Here is a 19,969-nt window from a genome sequence, read left to right as displayed (position 1 = left end):
GACATGGCAAGAGCTAAGTTTCTTGTAGATGCTGAGCGCTGCATCGAATGTAACGCCTGCGTCACCGCGTGTAAGAACGAGCACGAGGTGCCTTGGGGCATCAACCGCCGGAAGGTCGTCACCATCAATGACGGCTCACCGGGGGAACGGTCCATCTCGGTGGCGTGTATGCACTGCTCCGATGCACCTTGTATGGCGGTCTGCCCTGTAGATTGCTTCTACCAGAACGAGGAAGGGGTGGTTCTGCACTCCAAAGACCTCTGCATCGGGTGTGGTTATTGCTTCTACGCGTGCCCCTTCGGCGCGCCACAATACCCGCAGGCTGGTAACTTCGGATCACGTGGCAAGATGGACAAATGTACCTTCTGCGCCGGCGGCCCCGAGGAAAACCATTCCACAGCCGAGTTCGCCAAATACGGCCGCAACCGGATCGCAGAAGGCAAGTTGCCCATCTGCGCCGAGATGTGTTCAACCAAGGCGCTGTTGGCGGGTGACGGGGACATCGTGTCCGGCATCTACCGCGAACGCGTCGTGGCACGGGGCTTTGGCTCTGGCGCATGGGGCTGGGGCACGGCATATGATCAGAAGGGTGGCTGATACGCCCCGTCTGACTACGTGAACAGAAACGGGGCGATCCAAGCGGGTCGCCCTTTTCACCTATAACAACCTTCGAGGAACCGACATGCTGCGCGCCCTGATTGCTTTGATGCTGACATTGTCTTTCATATCCACCGCAAGCGCCCAAGACGCGCCTGCGCCCGACCGAAGTGCGACCGGTGGGGCACAGACCCTTGAAGATATCATGGCACGGCAACGTGGCGAGGACGTCGATAACAGTTTTCGCAGCGGGGCGACCGGTGATCCGGACAGCGCCGCGGGCATTTCAAACCAGCTTGGAACCTTGGGTGGATCATCCGATCCAGAGCTGTGGCGCGCCCTGCGCTTTGGGTCTGCTGATATCACCGCGTCAAACAATGGCCCTGCTGCGACGGTTCTCGTGCAGGATGGGGGCATGAAATGGCTGCTCTTTCGCGAAGGCCCGCTTGCAACCTATGGTGGTTACTTGCTGATCGGCACGCTTGTTCTACTGGCGGCGTTCTTTCTGATCCGGGGCCGCATTAAGATCGACGGCGAAAAAACCGGACGCAAAATCACGCGCTTCAAGGCCGTAGAGCGGTTTGGCCATTGGCTGTTAGCTGGGTCGTTCATTCTGCTCGGATTTACTGGCCTGATCTCGCTTTTCGGACGCAAGGTGTTGATCCCCGCCTTCGGACACGAGACGTTTGCGTTTCTCGCAACCGGCTCTAAATGGGTCCATAACAACGTGTCATGGGCCTTTATGCTTGGGCTGGTGATGATTTTTGTGATGTGGGTCGTTCACAACCTTCCTGACCGGACCGACATCAACTGGCTGCGCAAAGGCGGTGGTATTTTCACCAGTGGCCACCCGCCGGCCAAAAAATTCAATGCAGGTCAGAAGCTGATCTTCTGGTCGGTTATTCTACTAGGCGCCTCTATATCCGTGACAGGGCTTGCGCTGCTGTTCCCGTTTGAGATCAACATGTTTGCGGCCACCTTCGCCAAGCTGAATTCGTTTGGTATCTCTGGCGTACTTGGGCTGGGGGAACTCCGCGAAACGCTCGCCCCGCATGAAGAGATGCAATACGCCCAGTTGTGGCACGCCATTGTCAGCTTCGTGCTGATGGCGATTGTGCTTGCGCACATCTACATCGGCTCCGTTGGTATGGAAGGCGCTTATGACGCTATGGGGTCCGGCGAGGTGGAAGAGCAATGGGCCCGCGAGCACCACTCCCTCTGGGTCGACGAGGTGAAGGCAAACGAAAGCGCGTCCCCGCAAGGCGCCACCCCCGCTGAATAGTGCTGCGCGCGCTTGCGATAGCGACTTTCGTCGCCACGCCATTGGCCGCGCAGGACTTCTTCACGCTCAAAGGTCATGGTGGTCCGATCATGGATATTGCGGTGTCGCCGTCAGGTCAGATTGCGACAGCAAGCTTTGATAACTCCGTTGGGCTGTGGGACGGGACGACGCCCAATTGGTACGAGGGCCATCGTGCGGCGGTAAACGTGGTCGCGTTTTGGGGTGCAGGCACGCCAATTTCCGCAGGTGACGATTTCGAAGTGCGGTTTTGGCCGACAGTCAATGCCAGTCACGTACTTGGGCGCCATCAGGGCAAGGTGGTCGACTTGGCGTACTCCAAGCAGGCTGAACGTGTCGCCTCCGCCAGTTGGGACGGCAGCATTGGGTTGTGGCCCTTGTCGGCATCGGTAGGCGGCGCATTGTATTCGCCCCTCGATGGGCAAGAGCCCAAATTTCTCAAAGGCCATGCGCAAGGTGTCAATGACGTGGTGTTCAGCGAGGACGGCACGAGGCTGTATTCTGCATCCGTAGATGGCACCATCCGCGTTTGGGACGTCGAGAGCGCAACTGAGACGCAAATCCTCGTCAAGCACGGCTTCGGGGTCAACGAGTTGATCGTGAACGAGCAAGACGGCTGGCTGGCCTATGGTGCGGTCGACGGCGGGACTCGATTGATCGACATCACGACGGGCGAACTGATCGCTGATTTCACTCTCGACCGCCGCCCGATCCTGTCGATGGCATATCATGCAGATTCCCATCAACTCGCGGTTGGGGACGGGGAGGGGTACATCATGGTCGTCGACACGGCCACGCGCAAAATCACCCGCGATTTTCGCGCCACGCAGCGCGGCCCGATTTGGGCGTTGGCGTTCTCGCCTGACGGGCAAAACATTCACGCAGGTGGTATCGAGGACATCATGTATTCCTGGCCTATCTCGGCAATGGACGAACACGGCCCGATGACCGGCATCACGCGCAGTTTTCTGGAAGACCCAACGACGCTGCCCAATGGCGAGCGTCAATTCAAACGCAAATGCTCGATCTGCCACACGCTGGCATCGGGCAGCGCGCGCAAAGCGGGGCCAAGCCTCTATCAGCTTTTTGGCCGACCCGCAGGAACGGTGCCAGACTATACCTATTCCGACACGCTGAACGGGTCGGAAATTGTCTGGTCAGCAGAGACGATCAATGCTTTATTTGATCTGGGTCCAGATCACTACATTCCGGGGACGAAAATGCCGATGCAGCGGATCGCCAAGAAGACCGACCGGGACGATTTGATCGACTATCTACGCGCCGCCACGGCGCAGGGGGAGAATTGACATGAAAGCCATGCTTGTAGCTTTTGTTGCCATTGCGGTCATTGCGGTCGGGTCCAATCTGATTTTGGGTCAGGTCGGGTTTTCCAGCGAGGATCGCGCCGCAGGTCCTTCCGTGCGTCTCGATTGATGACGCGCAAATAGCCGGTTAGGACAGCTCTCACGTGAACGATATTTGGGCCGGCATACAGGCAGCCTTCGAGCTCATCATCACGTTTGATGCGGACCTTGTGGAAATCACGCTGCGATCGTTGCAGGTGAGCTTGTCTGCGCTTGTAATCGCGTCCGCAATCGCTCTGCCAATTGGCACATGGCTCGCCATTCGCAGGTTTCGATATCGCCGCGCTACCATCGCAACGCTCAACGCGTTGATGGGGTTGCCGCCGGTGGTCGTGGGCCTGATTGTTTATCTGCTCTTGTCGCGGTCTGGTCCGTTCGGCGTTATGGGCCTGCTGTTCACGCCGACAGCAATGATCATCGCGCAGGTGATCATTATCACGCCGCTGATCGCATCTATCACACATCAGGCGATGCGCGAGCTTTGGGCGGAGTATCATGATCTGCTGATTTCGCTCAACACGAGCAACAGACAGCGCATTCTGACGTTGATCTGGGACGGCAGACGAGCGCTTCTGACAGCGGCACTTGCAGGCTTCGGGCGCGCTATTGGCGAAGTTGGAGCCATCATGATCGTTGGCGGTAATATCGACCACGCCACGCGGGTTCTGACCACTGCGATTGCCTTGGAAACCGGCAAGGGCGATTTCGCCTTGGCGCTTGGCTTGGGCTTCGTGCTGATCGCGCTCGCCTTGTTGGTCAACTTCGCCATACATGCTTTGTCGCGGACGGAACGGGAGGGCAGGTGGTGAGCCATCCAATGTCTGTCTCGCTTCTAGACGTCCAAGTTAAACGGCGGGGCAAGGCCATCCTTGGCCCGATCAACCTTGATCTAGGCGCCACAGGCTTCACCATCGTGCTTGGCCCAAATGGCGCGGGTAAAACCACCTTGCTGAAGGTTCTGCACGGGGTTGAGCGGGTGTCCGGCGGGACGGTGCACTGGTCGGTTTCCGACACCGAAGCGCGGCAGGCGCAGGCTTATGTGTTTCAAAGCCCGATCATGCTGCGTCGGTCTGTGCGTGAGAATTTGGCCTATCCGCTGCGACTTCTGAAGTTGGATAAAGCTGATATTGCGATGCGCGTCACGGACTGGGCACAGCGCATCGGTCTTGGAGACGCGCTAGATCGCCCCGCGCCACGGTTGTCCGGGGGAGAGCGGCAAAAGCTTGCACTCGGGCGCGCGTTAATTCGAAATCCGAAGGTGCTGTTTCTTGACGAGCCTTGCGCAAATCTGGATGGCCGATCCACCCGGGAGATTGAAGCGCTCTTGCTTGATGCACACACTGCTGGAACCAGAATAATCATGACTACACATGATCTGGGCCAAGCACGACGGCTTGCCAGTGACGTCGTGTTTATGCTGAATGGGGGCCTGCACGAGCAAGGGCCTGCCTCGGACTTTTTCGTCGCTGCGCAGACGGCGGAGGCTCAGGCATTTCTAAATGGCGATATCGTGTAGCGGGCCCAAAAAGCACCAAAGCGTATGACATAGCGAGGGCCAAAAGTGCCACATATTGACCTCAACGGAGCGCATATTCATTTCACCGATACTGGTGGCGACGGGGACGTGATCGTGTTTTCACACGGCCTCTTGTTCAGCGGCGCGATGTTCGAAGAACAGATTGCCCATTTTCGCGGTAGTTTCCGTTGCATCACATTCGATCACCGTGGGCAGGGCCAAAGTGGCATCACTGATGACGGCTACGACATTGATACACTGGCCGACGACGCCGCCGCGCTGATTGCCCATTTGGGCATCGCGCCGTGCCATTTCGTGGGGCTGAGCATGGGCGGGTTTGTCGGCATACGCTTGGCGTCGCGCCAGCCTGATTTGCTGAAAACACTTACGCTTCTAGACACCTCTGCAGATCCCGAACCGAAAGAGAATGGGCCGAAATACCGATTGCTCAACTTTGTAGCCCGATGGTTCGGGCTTCGGTTGGTTATCAGCAGCGTCATGCCGATTATGTTTGGCCAAACCTTCCTTCGAGATGCAGATCGCAAAAACGACAAGAAACGGTGGGCAAGCGCAATTGCCGGCAATGACCGCGTTGGGATAACCCGTGCGGTATCAGGTGTAATTTATCGTGACGGCTGTAGTGATCTTCTGGGCCAGATCAATTTGCCGGTTGGCATCGGCGTAGGGGCAGAGGACGTTGCCACAGATCTCAGCAAGTCCGAACGCCTCCATGCGGGGATCAACGGGTCGGAACTGGCCGTGTTCACGGGGGCAGGCCATTCGTCTTCAATCGAAACGCCGGTTTTGGTGAACGATCTTGTCGAGCGGACGATCGCGCGTTCAGTATTGTGATTTGGTGGGTCGCATCTGAGGTCACTGGCTGCTGCTTAAGGGGGGGGGCCGTTGGCAAAGAGAAATGAGATAGAATGCCTCTAAAGCTTGGCCTGATCGGCGATAATATTGCCAACTCCAGCGCGCCGCTGTTGCATAGACTTGCAGGTCAGCAACGCGGTCTAGAGGTGCGCTATGACCGTTTGGTTCCAAAGGAAATCAATCTCGATTTCGAGCAGGTTTTCGAGAGATGCAAAGCCAGCGGGTATCGCGGGATCAACATCACCTATCCGTATAAAGAGCGGGTGGTTCAGCTTGTCGCGCTTGATGATCCATTCCTGCAGGCGATGGGGGCCGTCAACACTGTCGTTTTCGGCGATACGGTCCCACGCGGTTATAACACCGATTACTCGGGATTCATGGATGCCTATCGGGCAGCACGGGGCAAGCAGCCGACCGGCGCGGTCATGATGGTTGGCACGGGTGGCGTGGGGCGTGCGGTGGCCTTTGGACTGGCTGCACTTGGCGTCCGTGATCTGCGCCTTGTTGATTGCGATATGGTCAAGGCGGACGCGTTAGGGGACGTGCTCCGTCAGATCGCGCCAAGCACCAAGATCAGCGTTTGGGACAATGCGGAAAATGCAGCACAAGGTGCCGCCGGTGTTGTGAATTGCTCACCTGTTGGAATGGTTGGTTATGGTGGCACACCTTTGGCGCCAGCTGCAATGTCAGGTGCTGAATGGGCGTTCGATGCCGTATATACGCCGATCAACACACAATTCCTGACCGACGCGTCAGACCAGGGGGTGTCGATCATTTCAGGGTGGGAGTTGTTCTTTTACCAAGGCGTCCACGCGTGGCGTCTTTTCTCAGGAACCGACCCGGATGAACACGCGCTTCGGCAAGCGTTGAACTCTCAATAAACGCAAAATAAGACCGGTGCAGGTGTCTTTGAGTTCGTATGAAAATCCTTTCTTGCAGAACGTCGCAAAGCCGCTAACGTGTTAGCGCAATCAGACGAAAGGGCGGAAATTAACCCCTTCAAAACACCTAAACTTAATAATCTGATGCAATTCCATTGGGAGGAATAAAATGAAGAAACTGCTTTTGGCCAGTATGGCCGTTGCTGCGATGACTGGTAGCGCTCTTGCAGAGCGTTACGTGATGATTACCCACACGCAAGGGACCGATCCGTTTTGGCCGGTGGTCGAAAAAGGCGGACGCGATGCCGCTGCTGCGATCGGTGCCGAGTTTGAATATAACTTTGCCGCCTCTGGTGACATGTCGGACATGGCCAAGCTCATCGAAGCTGCCACCGCGACACAGCCGGACGGTATTATCGTTTCCTTGCCGGATGCCGATGCGTTGGGCGGAGCCATTAAGTCCGCGGCTGACTCGGGCATTCCGATTGTTACGATCAATTCCGGGCTGGAAAGTTCCAAGACCGTTGGCGCGTTGATGCATGTTGGCCAGCCAGAGCGCCTCGCGGGTACATCTGCAGGTGAGCGGGCGAAAGCCGAAGGTGTCACCAAGGGGCTGTGCCTGAACCAAGAAGCGTTCAATACCGCGCTGGTTGACCGGTGCTCCGGCTATTTCGACGCGCTTGGCGCCGACCTGAACCAGATTGACGTGTCCAATGACGTGGCGCAGATCAAGACCCGTACAGCTGCCGCTATCCAAGCTGATCCGTCGATTGACGGCGTTCTTGCTGTCGGCCCGCATGTTTGTGAAGCCGCCGCCGAAGCGATCGAGGAAGTCGGCGCAGACGTGCATTTGTCTTGCTTTGACATGACCCCCGGCGTGATCAACCTGATCAAAGACGGCAAAGTCCAGTATACGATTGACCAACAGCAGCGCCTGCAAGGGTATATTCCGGTTATCGTTTTGCATCTTTACAATACAAACGCTGGCATGCTCCCGGGGGCTAACGTCCCATCGGGCCCGGGCTTTGTTGATGCGTCGAATGCCGCCGCTGTGGAATCACAGGCTGGCGTTAATCGTTAATCGGATCGTCACTTAGAAACCAATCACGCAGCCGGAATGCTCCGGCTGCGTCCAAATAAATTTTGCCACATCAAGGGGTCGCCGATGTCCGACCGGAATGAATCTGACCGTCTTCAGCAAGAAAGCACTTTTCAGCGGCTGATCCGACGCCCGGAGGCGGGGTCTTTCGCAGTGATGGTGGTGGTGCTGGTGCTGATCGCGTTCGCGTCCAACGGCAACGCGATGAATGCGCTTGGGATCAAAAACAACCTCTCTATCATCTCCCAATTCGGGATTATCGCCACTGGGGCGGCACTTTTGATGATCGCGGGAGAGTTCGATCTGTCTATCGGATCGATGATCGGGTTCGCCGGCATGTCCATGGCGATGATGCTGAAATGGGGCCTCCCGTTCGGCCTTGGCGAAGCCACGCCGTTTTCGGCGTTTTTCATAACACTCGCAATGACGCTATCCTTGGGCTGGCTGATCGGCACAATTGTTGTGCGCTCCGGTTTATCGAGCTTCATCGTTTCGCTGGGGTTCTTGTTTGGCTTGCGCGGCGTGACCGAGGTCACATTCCGCCTGATCAACCAATCGACGCAAATCTCCGGCTTGCAAGACTTCAAGGAAACCAGCTTCTTCGCGCGCCTGTTCGGTGGTGAAAGCTTCGGGTGGTTCTATGATCTGGCCTTTGCCTTGGGCTTCAACCTGAACCGGCGGGGCGAGCAATGGGTCACGGGGCTTGATGCTCGTGTCGTGTGGTGGATGCTCGTCGTGCTGATCGCGTATATCATTCTTAGCCGCACCCAGATCGGTAACTGGATTTATGCCACGGGCGACAACAAAGAAAGCGCGCGTGCCAATGGCGTTCCGGTCAATCGTGTGAAAGTCGGCCTGTTCATGACGACCGCCCTTTGCGCGACCATTTTTGCGGCCTGCCAAGTGTTTGACACCAACACGGCCGATGCGGCTAAAGGCAACCTGAAAGAGCTGGAAGCCATCGCCATCGCAGTTGTGGGTGGTATCTTGATGACGGGTGGTTTCGGCTCGGTCATCGGGGTGGCCTTCGGGGCTGTGACGTTCGGGCTGGTTGCCAACGCCGTATTCTACATCCCGTGGATCGACGGGTCATTCTACCGCGTTTTTGTGGGTGCTGTGTTGCTGGCTGCGGTCTTCGCCAACGAGCGTATTCGCAAACGTATCACGGGGGGGATTTGAGCCATGGCTGAGCCATATGTAAGACTTGAGAATATCGTCAAGCGCTTCGGTCCTTTCACTGCGTTGAACGGCGTTAACTTGGATGTCCATTCCGGCGAGGTGCATGCGCTTTTGGGGGATAACGGCGCAGGGAAATCGACCTTGATCAAGGTCATGTCCGGCGTCCACGCACCCAGCGAGGGGACGATTTACGTGGAGGGTAAGCCCACGGTGTTCAATTCCCCGCGTGATGCAACCGTGGCAGGCATTGGTACAGTGTATCAAGACCTCGCTATCAACCCGCTGATGTCCGTCACCCGCAATTTCTTTATGGGCCGCGAGCTTTATAAGGGTCCGCGCGGTTTGGGCATCATGAAGATGGGGGAGATGAACGAGATCGCGCATGACGAGATGCTCAAGATCGGCATTGATATCTCGGACCCGACGCAAGCCGTCGGCACCATGTCAGGTGGCCAACGCCAAACGCTCGCCATCGCCCGCGCGATCCATTTCGGGGCCAAGGTACTTATTCTGGACGAGCCGACTTCGGCACTTGGGCAAAAGCAACAAATGGGCGTTCTGAAGACGATCAAGAAGGTGCGCAAGCGTGGTGATATCGCTGTTATCTTCATCACCCATAACGAAATTCATTCGCAACTGGTTGCAGATAGATACACCTTCCTTGCCCTAGGTCAGGTCATCGGTGCGGGCAAGAAGGACGAGCTTGAGCATAATGAAATCAGACGCCTGATGGCAGGTGGCGCGGAAATGCGCGATCTGGAGCAGGAGCTGGCTGACATTTAAGGCAAGACGCCATGACCGAGATGGAAACCCTCAACGGCCCCAAGCCAAGCTTTAGCACGGTCAATGAATGGCTGCGCGGGCTGAATGGTGACGACATTCCGCCGCAGGTTATGACAACCGCCAAGCTGCTGGTATTGGACCTGCTTGGTGTTCTCGCTGCCGCCCATAAGTTGGACGCGGGCCGTATCGCCCGCGACCATGCCGTCCGGCACTGGGCCGCGGGAGCAGATGCACCCCATGCGCGGCTGGCCTTTGACGCGCGCGCGGCGTCGTTGCCCGGTGCTGCGTTCGCCATGGCGACACAGCTCGACAATCTTGACGCCCACGACGGCTGGCAGCCCTCCAAAGGTCACGCAGGGGCGGCATTGTTACCCGCTTTGATGGCCTTGGCCGAGGATGCGGAGGAGCTGCCAGGCCGTGAGGCATTGGTGTTGATGATTGCGGGCTACGAAATCTCCTACCGCGCCGCGGCAGCGCTACATGCGACGGTGCCCGACTATCACACATCCGGCGCTTGGAACGCACTTGGGTGCGTCGCCATGGGCGCGCGTTTGCGCGGGGTGTCGAACGGCGTGTTCCGGCACGCGCTTGGCATCGCAGAATACCACGCGCCGCGCAGCCAGATGATGCGCGAGATTGCCAACCCGACGATGCTCCATGACGGGACGGGCTTCGGCGCGCCCGTGGGCTTGTACGCGCTGCTCGTGGCGGAGGACGGCTTTACAGGTGCGCCCGCCGCAACCTTTGAGTTTGATGATGCGGCAGAGCATTGGAGTGATCTGGGACAGAACTGGCTGACCTGCCAGCAATACGTGAAGCCCTATCCGATCTGCCGCTGGGCCCATGCGCCGATTGATGCGGCGTTGGGGCTGCGGGTGGCCCACAACATCGACCCGCAAGATATTGTTTCTATTGAGGTTCACACCTTCAAGTATAGCGCTGATCTAAGCGCGAGCGTCCCCGACACATCGCCCAAGGCGCAATACTCGTTGGCATGGCCCGTGGCCTGCGCCTTCGCGCGTGGCGGGGTAGGCGTCGACGAGGTAATGCCAGAAACGTTCGGCGATCCTGAATTGATCCGGCTCACAAATCTTGTGACGCCCTATGTCGATGCGGCGTTGGAGGCGGACTACCCCGCGAGGCGGCAAGCGTCTGTACGGGTCATCCTGCGCGATGGACGCTGCTTTGATAGCGGTGTTGTAGAGGCGTCAGGAGGCCCTGACCCGCAGCCAACCGAGGCCGAGATTGTTACGAAATTCAGACGCTTTGCAGGCAGTGTGCTGGGCGCGGATCAGGTGGCTGAATTAGAGAAAATGGTCATGGAACTGGACAGCTTTGGGGCCGATTTTAAAGCCCTTGTCGATCTCGTATGTCACATGAAGGTCGATGCTTAACTATATGGCTTCATCCAGCTAATGCCATCCGCCATAGATGTTCTAGGCTTGTATTCCGCGCCAAATGGCGTGGTCCAACCCAAACGTACCAACTCGGGCAGCAACCAAGTGTAATTCACCTCTCCGGCGTCGGGCTCGCCCCGATCCGGTACGGCCGCGAATTGCACGTGGCCGATTTGGTCTTGGCACCCCTCGAACAGCTTTGCCAGATCGCCCTGCATGATCTGCAAATGGTAGCAGTCGAACATGATCTTAAGGTTTGGCATGTCCACCGCGGCCAGCGCTTCTTGGGCTTCAGGGACGGTGCCGATGTGGTATCCCTTCGCGTCACGGCTGTTCAGCGGCTCGATCAGGATCGTGCGTTGCGTCAGGGCGGCTTGCGTACAGGCATAGCGCAGGTTTTGCACAAAAGTCTCCTTGGCGGCAGCGCTTTGGTCGGTGAACCCCGCCATCACATGGACGCTCATCGCATTAATGTCACGTGCATAGACCAACGCTTCGTCGATATAACCGCGCGCTTCCTCCTCGCGGCCCGGAATTGCCGCGCATCCATTGTCACCCTTCGCGACGTCGCCGCGCTGTGTGTTGAGGCCAAGGCAGGGCAGGCCGGTTTCGTCCAACGCCGCTTTGACGTCCGCAGAGGGCGTGGCGTAGGGCCAGTGCAATTCCACCGCAACAAAGCCCGCGTCTTTGGCTTTACGAATGGCCTCGGGCAAGGGCAGGTCGTTCCACAGAAAGCCTAGGTTGGCCGAGAATTCTACCATCAGTCCCACTCCACTTCGAATTTGGTTACAAGGTTTTGCACCTGCTCCGGGCTCAGTGCCTTCGCATCGTATCCGCGCATCAGCATGGCCAGACGGGCGGTGTCTTCAAGCTCTTCAATCGCGTTGCAAGCCGCCTCGATGTCCTTGCCGGCCACGACCGGTCCGTGATTGGCCAGCATCACCGCCGAGCGTTTTCCTGCAAGCCCGCGCACGGCGTCCCCCATCGCCGGATCACCGGGCATGAAGAACGGCAGCAGCTTCACTTTGCCAAGTTTCATGATGGCATAGGGGGTCAGGGGCGGCAGGAAATTGTCCTCATCGACATCGGGCATCATCGACCACGCAACGGAGTGACAAGAGTGCAAGTGAACAACAGCGCCAGCGGTCGCGCGCGTGTCATAGAAGGCAGAGTGCAGCGGCATTTCCTTGGTCGGTTGGTCGCCGTCGATCAATTGACCAGCGGCGTCAAACCGTGACAGACGGGCAGGGTCCAAGCGCCCGAACGACGTTCCCGTAGGTGAGACCAGCAACCCGCCATCATCCGTGCGCGCGGAGATATTGCCGGTCGAGCCGCCCGTCAGGCCGCGATCAAACATGGATTTGGCAAGCAGGCAAATCTGCTCGCGCAACTGGGTCTTGGTCATGGGAACCTCCGCTGGGTTGCAGTGTTCATCGCCGGAAAAGGCCGTTTGATCAAGCTTTTACCGAAGCCAGTCGGGGGCGAACTCCAGATTGGTGACAGACGCAAGCGCCGTGCTGCGCGCGATGGCACTGGTCAGGGCTTTGGTGCGACCGCTGCCCATGCGCACGCCGACTTCGGGCCAGAACGCCCGCACCGCCATTTTATCGCGCGCACGGTCTGCCTTCATGTCGATGCGCCCGATCAGGCGGTCGCCTTCCAGAACGGGGAAGACGTAGTAGCCGTATTGACGCTTGGCCTCAGGCACGAAGACCTCGATGCGGTAGTGGAACCCGAACAGCCGTTCGGTGCGTTTGCGGTCCCTTAACGCAGGATCGAACGGTGACAATATGCGGATGCGCTTGGTTGGCTCCATCAGTGGCACGTCCAGCACATTGGGCCGCGCGAAAGAGCGGCGCGGTTTGCCTTGCGCTGTCTCTAGCTCCACTTCGATCAAGCGGCCCACTGACAGCTCTGCCGCGCACCACTGCTTGGCCTCCGCCGGTGTGACGAGGTCCCAAAATGCAGCGAGTTCGCCAGAGGTCGCGAACCCTAAGTTGTCCAGCGCCGTCGTGCAGGCGTGGTTTATCGTCTCTTCTACCGCGAACTGCGCGTCCAAATGCTGCTGCGGGATCACGCGCTCTGTCAGGTCGTAGAACTTGCGAAACCCCTGTCGATGGGTGACCGACAGCTTGCCCGCGCGCCACAGGTACTCCAGCGCGGTCTTTGACGGATGCCAGTCCCACCAGCCACCTGAGCCCTTTTTCTCGTCCTTGCCAACATCGGACGAACAGCACGGTCCGTGGTCGGAGATATGCTTCAGAACGGTGTTGAATTTCTCCTCGTAGCCGTCGCGCCGCCAGTTCTTGTAACGGGCTTTGACGATGACCGCGTCGCGGGCGAATTTCAGCTTCCAATGGCCAAAATTCTCCATGTCGATGATGGAGGCATCATGGGTCCAATGCTCGAACGCCAGCCGATCGGCCAGCAACTTGTCCAGCGCCTTGGGGCGGTAATTCGTGCGCCGGGCGTGCAGGATCATGTGATGCGCGCGCGACACTGTGTTGATGCTGTCGAGCTGCACAAATGTCAGGTCTTGCAGCATTTGATGCAGGTCTTGCCCTTTGCCAGCACCCGTCGGGGCCTCGCACAGCCTGTGACGCGCCAGATGATGGTGGCGCACGGTTGCAAGAGAGATCAGTGGAAGGGTCATTGGGGGCGGCTCCAGCGGTGTTTTGCCACTATGGCCAGCTACGCCCTTTCGCGCCACCCGTATCCTGCGTATCGTCCGGCAAAACAAATCGGGGCAGCAGAATTCCATGACGAAAAGACGCGCAGTGATTGCGGGGGGTGGCATAGGCGGCCTTGCTTGCGGGTTGGCTTTGGCGAAGACTGGCTGGGACGTTGAGGTTCTCGAACAGGCACCGGAGCTCAGAGAAGTCGGCGCAGGTATCCAAGTCAGCCCGAACGGTATGGCGATGTTGGAGCGTCTTGGTGTTTTGCCGTTGATTGAAGACACGTTGTTCGAGCCGGACGCGATCGAGCTGCGCATAGGGCGCACTGGGCGCAAGGTTTTCCGGCTACCGATGAAGGGGTATGCGCAAAATCGCTGGGGTCACCGGTTCATCCAAATCCACCGCGCGGACCTGCATGATGCACTTGTGAACGCGCTGCGCGCGCAGCCCTCAGCGCAACTGCGCACAAATGCCAAGGTCACCGGATATGTGCGTGAGCGGGGCGGGGCGTCGGTCTATCTGGAGCGCGGAGACCGCGTGTTTGGCGATCTGCTGGTTGGTGCAGACGGTGTGCGGTCTGAAATTCGCGGGCAAATGTGCGGCCCGGACCGCGCGCGGTTCACGGGCAATGTCGCGTGGCGCTCGGTGGTACCGGTCGCGGCCTTGGGCGACAACGCGCCGCCACCGTTCGGTGTGATCTGGGCAGGGCGCGGCAAACATGCGGTCACCACGCGCGTGAAAGGCGGCAGCCACGTCAATTTCGTGGGCATCGTCGAGCAGGACGACTGGACCGAAGAAGGTTGGTCGATCCCCGGCAGTATAGAGGACGCCTTGGCGGATTTCGGCGATTGGCAACCCTGTCTGCGGTCGGTGCTGGAGGCGTCCAGCGGGTTGTTCCGGTGGGCACTCTATGGCCGCCCGCCACTGGCTATGTGGTGCGATGGCCCGGTGACCCTACTGGGTGACGCGGCGCATCCGATGCTGCCGTCCATGGCACAAGGTGCGGTGATGGCGTTGGAGGACGCGGTGGTGTTGGCGGACGTGTTATCGCAAGACAGCGACCGCGCCCGTGCAGTGCAAACCTACGAGGCGCTCCGCAAGCCACGTGTCACACGCGTGCAGGCGCGATCGGCGGCAAATGCGCGGATGTTCCACCGTCACAACGGCTTGGCGCAGCTTGGCACCTACGGACCAATGGCGGTGGCGTCGCGACTGTCTCCTACGATCATCCAACAGCAACAAGACTGGATTTATGGCTTTGATGCAGGGGCTTGACGGGATATCTTCAAGTGGAATTTGGCGGCATATCGTCAACCACATACTCTACCGCAAACTCTTCTGATTTGGTGGCTTTCGCGAAGGCGGCCCACATGGTGTCGAACTCGGAGCCTGAATGGGAGTCATGACGCTGCGGTTCATGCGGCTCGATCATCAGCACACGGGATCGGGCTTTGTCGATCAGCGCGTGCTCAATCGCTTTCATCGGGTGCCGCCACGGGCGCTTTTTGCCCCACGCCCATGTTTTGTTTGACGGAACCATAGCCACAAAATCACCCGCATAATCGCCAAGCGCCATCCAGTTGAGATTGGCGTGAGGGCTGTCCAGCGTGCCGTTTAACGTCGCGTTGTGCGAGCCGTGATGCCCCGCCTTGTAGAATGTGCAGCGGGCCAGCAGGTCTTTGGCGGTGACGGTGGTGCCGTCCACATCCCACGACAAATCGGACCACGAAACCCAAGAGCCGCGCTGCGCGTCGCCGGTGAACAGCAAGGTGCGCCCGCTACTTTCCAACTCAAACGCAAGGACCAGCGAGGTGTTGTTTACCTCGGAATTCAGCCGTAGCGCCAACGCCTGCGCTTCGCCCATCCAGTCACCGTCTATGCGGCGGTCCTCGTCGTTCTCGGCCAGGTAGGTCATCGACAGATAGGCCAGTTCTGGGGCTGCGTCTTCTGCGATGCTGTCTGAAACCTCGTCCTGCCTGATTACGTATCGGGGGGCGAACGGAGATGTCGAGCTGGCATCCTCGCCGCCGTCAAAGGCCGCAAACAGACCCGCACCAGGTTCGCCCATGGCAAAGGGGCCAACGTGAAATTCCTCGGACTGGCGCGGGTTGAGGCTGGTGAGCAGCTTCTGATCACGCGGTGGTCCGAACGGGAACACACGCACGCCCTTAACACCTTTCAAGGGTAATGGCGGGTCGCCGGGGGACAGGAACTTGATCTCGCCTTTGACCATCGCACGCAGCCCTGCAAGGCGCTCTTTGTAGCGCTTTCCGCGGATTTTGGTACGTCGCGCGGCGGCAAAGGCTTGGGCTGGCCCTGCGCTGATGTCGCGCGGGGCAACACCCATTTCGATGCAGGCCTCTTTGAGAACTTCCGCACCGGTGCGGTGGCCGGTTTCCAATTCCAGAAACTCCGCAATCTCATCCGCCACACCGTCCGGTACGCCGACACCTTGCAACGCGCGCAGCTTTTCGTGGGCCAACGCCAAGGTCAGCAACTTATCGCCATACAACTCGCGAAAGCGATTGGCGTCAGGGTCCGCGCCGTCTTCTGTCCATGCGAGCCAAAGGTCTTCCACATGGAATTTGGAGAACGGATGCGTGTCGTCTCCCGCCTTGGGAAAGCCAGAGACGTGATCCTCGTGCTCATGGGTGACCACGACCACGTCAAGCTTGCCTCCGGTATCCGTCCACAACGCTTCGATCACGGCGTCCATGTCGATGTCTTTGTCTTTCAGATCGGCGGGGGTGCTGCCTTTCTTGCGACCGCAATCTATCAACATAAAGAACGGCTTGGTGCCGCGGCTGCGCCTGAACGTCAGCAGAAAGCAATCGCCATGGCCTTGGCGATACATGCGCACGCGTACGCCGGATTTTGGGGCTTTGATACGGGGGGTGGGGGCCTTGGTCATGAGAAACCGTCCTTGATATGGGGCGGATGGTGGAGGGCTGCAAAGGCCGCAGATCGAGGCGAGCGGCCCGAGTAGAAGGCGTTCGGCGCTTGGGCGTCGGTGCCGTCGACATAGGCGCGACATGCTTCCAAGCCAACGGGGTCATCGACCGCATATGCGGTGCGGATCAGCCGCCGGATTTTAAAACTGCGGGCATCCACAAGGAAGGTCGTGCCCGCGCGGAATTTGAAGTCACAGTCGCGGTTGGAGTCTTTAGGGTCCACAGGTTGCGCGTCCTCGTGAAGCTGCCTGTCGATGTCAAAATATCCGCGCCGCGTCTGGATGACCTCAATTACATATTCACGCTCTGGCTGGCCGCGTTGGCCCTGCCTGCGGGCAATGCGTACGGCTGCGACATGCACCGATGGCAGCTCGGTGATCTGCGACCGGCGCACGGTGGCGGGGGCATCGGGCGAGAAGGTCAGACCGGTCAATTCGGCAAAGCGGGGCGAGCTCGCGGAATTCATCAGCAACCACAAGAGTCGCTGGTAGTGGCATGACGCATGATAGACAATTTCGCGGTCGCGGCTATCATCGACCTCAAGCAGGTTGACGTCCATGTGTAGCGTTCGCGCGGGAACTTTTTCGCGCACGATCATGGTGGTGCTGGCCTCGTTGAAACGGGTCAGGCGTTCGTGGACCAGCTGGCCGACCCTTTGTGCCTCCTCGGCGGTGCGCTCTACTTCTAGCTGATAGCGTGCGCGGCGGTCCTTGCCGTCAATGCTCATCGGGCTGGAGAAATATGACAGCATTTTGCGCGGTTGTGACAGCATAAGCCCCAAGTTGGAGTGAATTTTGTCGAGCCATTCCGTGTCTTCCGAGATGCCACGCCGGGCCTGACGATCCGCCTCGGCGTTGGCGACAGTTGGCCAACGCAGTGAGGGTTCGGATATCGTGGGCATGTTGGCAGGCAGAATGCCCCAGCTGGCGAAGGCTTCGATAAAGGCGGCGCGGTAACCTTGGGTATCCTCGGGGAACAGGTCGCGGTCGGCGGTGATGATTGCACGGAGGTAGTCGCCAAAAGTGACATTGACCGGCGGGGTGTAATCCATTGCACGGATGCAGATGCGCATGACGCGGCGCGCGCACTGCGCGGCCTCTGCGGCAAGGCGACGTTTGAGATCGGGATCAATCGTGCCATCACGCAACACGCCGGAGCCGTTAGACGCGATGCGGAACAAATCTTCCACACGGGTTTTGTAAATGGTCATGAAGGCGCGGAAGACTGCTGCCACAAGGACCGCGCCACGCTCATGGGGCGCGGTGGAATTGCGCAGCTTCGTTGGGTCGGGCTCTATCGGCTTCCAGACACCGTGTTCGTTGGTCTCGCCCAGAAAACTGCGCAACGCACAACCGCGCCCGACCGCTTGTCCGAATTCCTGCGCCAGTTCTCCCAGCAGGTTTTGGCGGCTGAGGTCGCCACGGGTTTTGGCGATCTGCTCTTCCAGCACCGTCGGAAACGAGAACAGCTGGAACAGCGCGATGATGTCGGCAAAGGCCTCGTGCAGCGCGCGCATGTCGGGGTTGGAATCTTCGGCAAAACTGGGGTGCAACCCGTCCAGAATAGCGTGGACAGTCTCATGCACGATGATGTCATGGCTCAGACAGGTGAAAACGGTGGTGCCAGAGGGTGCGCTGGTGCTTTCGGGACCGGCGGTGAAATAGCCGAATAGCAGCGCCTTCTTGTCAGGATTGTAATAGGCGTTGGCCTCGCGCAGGGCGTGCGGGTAGATGCGCAGCCGCCTCGTGAAATTGTAATGCCATTCAGCTTCTTTGCCCTTTTTTTCGACCTTCTTGATGGTGGGCGCCCATTGGATTACCCGGCCTAACGCCTCCTCGAATGCGGAAACGGTGTTCATCGACACCGCATAGACCATTTGTTGATGAAACTGCGGGTCTTCGGGCGAGGGGGGCAGCCCGTCGTTGAACATGACCGCATCGTCATTCAGATTGATCGGCGCATAAAACGCACCGCTCGCCGGATCGTAATCGACCACCTCCACGTATTTGCCCTTGGGACCGAAAAATGGCTCGCCCGGATCTTGGGGATCCAACTCATAAGGTAGCGTGATCTTAACCGTGCGCGCGTTGCGGTTGGCAAAGCTGCGCGCGGTAGATGGGTCAAATGCGAAGACGTTGAGCCTGCGCGGCGGGCGGAACTCGGTGCTCATGGCAAGACTGGGGCCGCAGCCGGGGCCGGTGCTTCTGGCATGACAAACCTGCGGATCGTCCCGTCGGCGTAGGAGTAGCCCGCCAGTACCGCCGCGCGTTGAGTCTCGACCGGAAATTTCTTGAGCCGCGTGGCCATGTCAGCGGCCAGTTTCATCTGTGCAGGGCTGGCTTTGAAACCGTCCCACGCAAGATTGTGCGTCGGTGTTTTGATGGTCCAATAGGCGCCATTGCGTTCCTTCAGTTCGTCGGCCAGTTGGTTGCGGAACATGTTGACCAGCATCTGTTCGCGCCAGTTCACCGAGACATCAAGGAAGGTATTGACCACCCGCATCATCATGCCCAAGCGGAATTGCGATGCCTTGGCGGGGTTGTTCGATCCCGCGTTGGACGCGAACAGGATACCGCAACGCTTCCAGATCGGCTCCAGCCCGATATTGTCGTAAACGCCGCCATCCACCAGCACCGGGTTTTTGCGCAAGGCGTCCGAGTCGTAGCGCGCACCAGCAGGGGCGGTCACCGTTTCGTCGCTGAGATCCAACCGCAGCGGGGCCAGAATGGGCGGAAATCCGGATGACGCGGCAACCGCCTCACTGAGTTTGATATTGTGCGTCGTAGAGAAGAACGCCTGCCAGTCGGCAACGTATTCCTTGGTGAACCGCACCAACCCGCCGGTTTGCAGGTTCGCCGCACAGAACAAGAAGCGACGGCTGTCGGTTATGGTATTCAGCTTTGCGTCGTGAAAAATGTGCTTGTCGTAACTGCGCGCCAGTTGATTGCCACCGGAAATCCCCGGCACGAAACCCAGTATCGAGACACCGACGTCAATGCTAAGCGACGTCGCATCCATCAACGGCTTGATGAAATGTTCGGTCATGGCCTCGTGGGTGGCAACACCTTCGGATTTGCTGTTCCAGTCGATCTTGTCCCAGTTCATCGCCAGAATGCCTGTGGTGATCGATCCGCCCGACACCGACGCGATGCGGCTGGCTTTGGACAGAATGCCCAGCTCGTTCAAGCGGATCACCGCACCAGCGTGAAACAGGGACGCGCGGTAGCCCCCGCCTGAAAACGCCAAGCCTATGGCGGCAGGGTCATACTTGCTGTCCCGACTCTCGGACGAGCGGAAAAAGCCTAATTCGGTGGAGGCGGGATCTAGGGGCATGCGTCGTTCTCCAAGTCAATT

Annotated in this window: 19 protein-coding genes; 13 read left to right on the top strand and 6 right to left on the bottom strand. The window is 58.8% G+C overall.

The annotated features are described in order from the left end of the window. Positions 1–3: 3 nt before the first annotated feature. The 12 genes from fdh3B (at position 4) to BCF46_RS00465 (ending at position 10,986) form a co-directional block, all read left to right on the top strand. Positions 4–597, top strand: a complete 594-nt coding sequence (gene fdh3B, locus BCF46_RS00515) for a formate dehydrogenase FDH3 subunit beta (protein WP_121020674.1) — start codon at positions 4–6, stop codon at positions 595–597. 85 nt (positions 598–682) lie between these two features. Beyond that, entirely contained in the window at positions 683–1,879 is a 1,197-nt protein-coding gene (locus tag BCF46_RS00510) for a formate dehydrogenase subunit gamma (RefSeq protein ID WP_121020671.1), read from the top strand. Then, on the top strand, positions 1,879–3,204 hold the full coding sequence (locus tag BCF46_RS00505) for a c-type cytochrome (protein WP_121020669.1): 1,326 nt from the start codon (positions 1,879–1,881) through the stop codon (positions 3,202–3,204). The genes BCF46_RS00510 and BCF46_RS00505 overlap by 1 nt, the downstream gene beginning before the upstream one ends. Before the next feature lies 1 nt (position 3,205). After that, positions 3,206–3,331, top strand: coding sequence for a hypothetical protein (locus tag BCF46_RS20045; protein WP_281272071.1), 126 nt, complete (start codon positions 3,206–3,208; stop codon positions 3,329–3,331). Between the two features lie 34 nt (positions 3,332–3,365). Then, positions 3,366–4,070, top strand: coding sequence for an ABC transporter permease (locus tag BCF46_RS00500; RefSeq protein WP_121020667.1), 705 nt, complete (start codon positions 3,366–3,368; stop codon positions 4,068–4,070). Between the two features lie 8 nt (positions 4,071–4,078). Next, positions 4,079–4,777 carry an ABC transporter ATP-binding protein gene (locus BCF46_RS00495; protein ID WP_121020665.1) on the top strand — a complete coding sequence of 233 codons (699 nt, stop codon included), beginning with the start codon at positions 4,079–4,081 and terminating at the stop codon, positions 4,775–4,777. A 45-nt stretch (positions 4,778–4,822) separates the two neighbouring features. Beyond that, positions 4,823–5,629 (top strand): alpha/beta fold hydrolase, encoded by an 807-nt coding sequence (locus tag BCF46_RS00490; RefSeq protein WP_121020664.1) that lies wholly within the window; start codon positions 4,823–4,825, stop codon positions 5,627–5,629. A 74-nt stretch (positions 5,630–5,703) separates the two neighbouring features. Continuing rightward, complete coding sequence (locus tag BCF46_RS00485) at positions 5,704–6,531, top strand: shikimate dehydrogenase family protein (RefSeq protein ID WP_121020662.1); 828 nt, start codon at positions 5,704–5,706, stop codon at positions 6,529–6,531. Positions 6,532–6,700: 169 nt separating this feature from the next. Then, positions 6,701–7,612, top strand: coding sequence for a substrate-binding domain-containing protein (locus BCF46_RS00480; protein ID WP_121020660.1), 912 nt, complete (start codon positions 6,701–6,703; stop codon positions 7,610–7,612). Between the two features lie 84 nt (positions 7,613–7,696). Beyond that, on the top strand, positions 7,697–8,809 hold the full coding sequence (locus tag BCF46_RS00475) for an ABC transporter permease (protein ID WP_121020658.1): 1,113 nt from the start codon (positions 7,697–7,699) through the stop codon (positions 8,807–8,809). Between the two features lie 3 nt (positions 8,810–8,812). Beyond that, positions 8,813–9,592, top strand: a complete 780-nt coding sequence (locus BCF46_RS00470) for an ATP-binding cassette domain-containing protein (protein ID WP_121020656.1) — start codon at positions 8,813–8,815, stop codon at positions 9,590–9,592. An 11-nt stretch (positions 9,593–9,603) separates the two neighbouring features. Then, positions 9,604–10,986 carry an MmgE/PrpD family protein gene (locus BCF46_RS00465; RefSeq protein ID WP_121020654.1) on the top strand — a complete coding sequence of 461 codons (1,383 nt, stop codon included), beginning with the start codon at positions 9,604–9,606 and terminating at the stop codon, positions 10,984–10,986. On the opposite strand, the gene BCF46_RS00460 is transcribed toward BCF46_RS00465, so the two are convergent. From BCF46_RS00460 to BCF46_RS00450, 3 genes are read right to left on the bottom strand one after another with little or no spacing between them, the layout of a single operon-like run. Continuing rightward, a complete protein-coding gene (locus BCF46_RS00460) occupies positions 10,983–11,750 on the bottom strand; it encodes a hydroxypyruvate isomerase family protein (RefSeq protein WP_121020652.1) in 768 nt (255 codons plus the stop codon). The two genes, BCF46_RS00465 and BCF46_RS00460, sit on opposite strands and share 4 nt — an antisense overlap. Continuing rightward, entirely contained in the window at positions 11,750–12,394 is a 645-nt protein-coding gene (gene otnC / locus BCF46_RS00455) for a 3-oxo-tetronate 4-phosphate decarboxylase (RefSeq protein WP_121020650.1), read from the bottom strand. Before otnC ends, BCF46_RS00460 begins: the two co-directional genes overlap by 1 nt. Positions 12,395–12,451: 57 nt before the next feature. Beyond that, positions 12,452–13,642: a winged helix-turn-helix domain-containing protein gene (locus tag BCF46_RS00450; protein ID WP_121020648.1), complete on the bottom strand. Its 1,191-nt coding sequence runs from the start codon at positions 13,640–13,642 to the stop codon at positions 12,452–12,454. 106 nt (positions 13,643–13,748) lie between these two features. Here BCF46_RS00450 and BCF46_RS00445 point away from each other — a divergent pair, with 106 nt between their 5' ends. Then, complete coding sequence (locus tag BCF46_RS00445) at positions 13,749–14,939, top strand: FAD-dependent monooxygenase (RefSeq protein ID WP_121020646.1); 1,191 nt, start codon at positions 13,749–13,751, stop codon at positions 14,937–14,939. Between the two features lie 10 nt (positions 14,940–14,949). On the opposite strand, the gene BCF46_RS00440 is transcribed toward BCF46_RS00445, so the two are convergent. Genes BCF46_RS00440 through BCF46_RS00435 form a run of 3 tightly spaced genes read right to left on the bottom strand, consistent with a single transcriptional unit; the run spans position 14,950 to position 19,948 of the window. Continuing rightward, positions 14,950–16,575 (bottom strand): MBL fold metallo-hydrolase, encoded by a 1,626-nt coding sequence (locus BCF46_RS00440; protein ID WP_170157823.1) that lies wholly within the window; start codon positions 16,573–16,575, stop codon positions 14,950–14,952. Beyond that, positions 16,572–18,785 carry a gluzincin family metallopeptidase gene (locus BCF46_RS19650; protein WP_170157822.1) on the bottom strand — a complete coding sequence of 738 codons (2,214 nt, stop codon included), beginning with the start codon at positions 18,783–18,785 and terminating at the stop codon, positions 16,572–16,574. Before BCF46_RS19650 ends, BCF46_RS00440 begins: the two co-directional genes overlap by 4 nt. Continuing rightward, complete coding sequence (locus BCF46_RS00435) at positions 18,782–19,948, bottom strand: patatin-like phospholipase family protein (protein ID WP_121020642.1); 1,167 nt, start codon at positions 19,946–19,948, stop codon at positions 18,782–18,784. The genes BCF46_RS19650 and BCF46_RS00435 overlap by 4 nt, the downstream gene beginning before the upstream one ends. Positions 19,949–19,969: the final 21 nt, after the last annotated feature.

It is taken from the genome of Litoreibacter meonggei, from assembly GCF_003663885.1.
GTDB classification, from domain to species: domain Bacteria; phylum Pseudomonadota; class Alphaproteobacteria; order Rhodobacterales; family Rhodobacteraceae; genus Litoreibacter; species Litoreibacter meonggei.
This window is presented reverse-complemented; position numbering and strand designations above follow the sequence as displayed.